The organism is Cellulomonas sp. GbtcB1 (assembly GCF_019091725.1).
In the GTDB taxonomy this organism is placed as follows: domain Bacteria; phylum Actinomycetota; class Actinomycetes; order Actinomycetales; family Cellulomonadaceae; genus Cellulomonas.
Genome location: NZ_JAGXJG010000212.1, coordinates 1 through 283, shown reverse-complemented (window position 1 = coordinate 283; position 283 = coordinate 1). Strand labels below are relative to the sequence as shown.

Sequence of the window (283 nt, the reverse complement as noted above, 5' to 3'; positions counted from 1 at the left end):
GGCGCCCGCCCCGGACCTGGCGGGGGCGCCCGGGGCGCTGACCGCCCCGAACGCGCAGCCCGCCGTCCGGCAGGGCCGGCTGCTCGCCGCGAACCTCGCCGCGACGCTGCGCGGCCGCCGCCCGCGGGACTACGTGCACCACAGCCTCGGGGTCGTGGCCACGCTCGGACGGCACCAGGGCGTGTTCCAGTACCACCGGCTGGTGCTCACCGGCCTCCCGGCCTGGCTCGCCAACCGCGGCTACCACGTGCTGGCCGTGCCGACCTGGGAGCGCAAGCTCCTC

General features: G+C 78.8%; 1 pseudogene. It reads left to right on the top strand.

The annotated features are described in order from the left end of the window. Positions 1-283 (top strand): annotated as a pseudogene (locus tag KVT14_RS20320) (NAD(P)/FAD-dependent oxidoreductase); the annotation flags it as partial.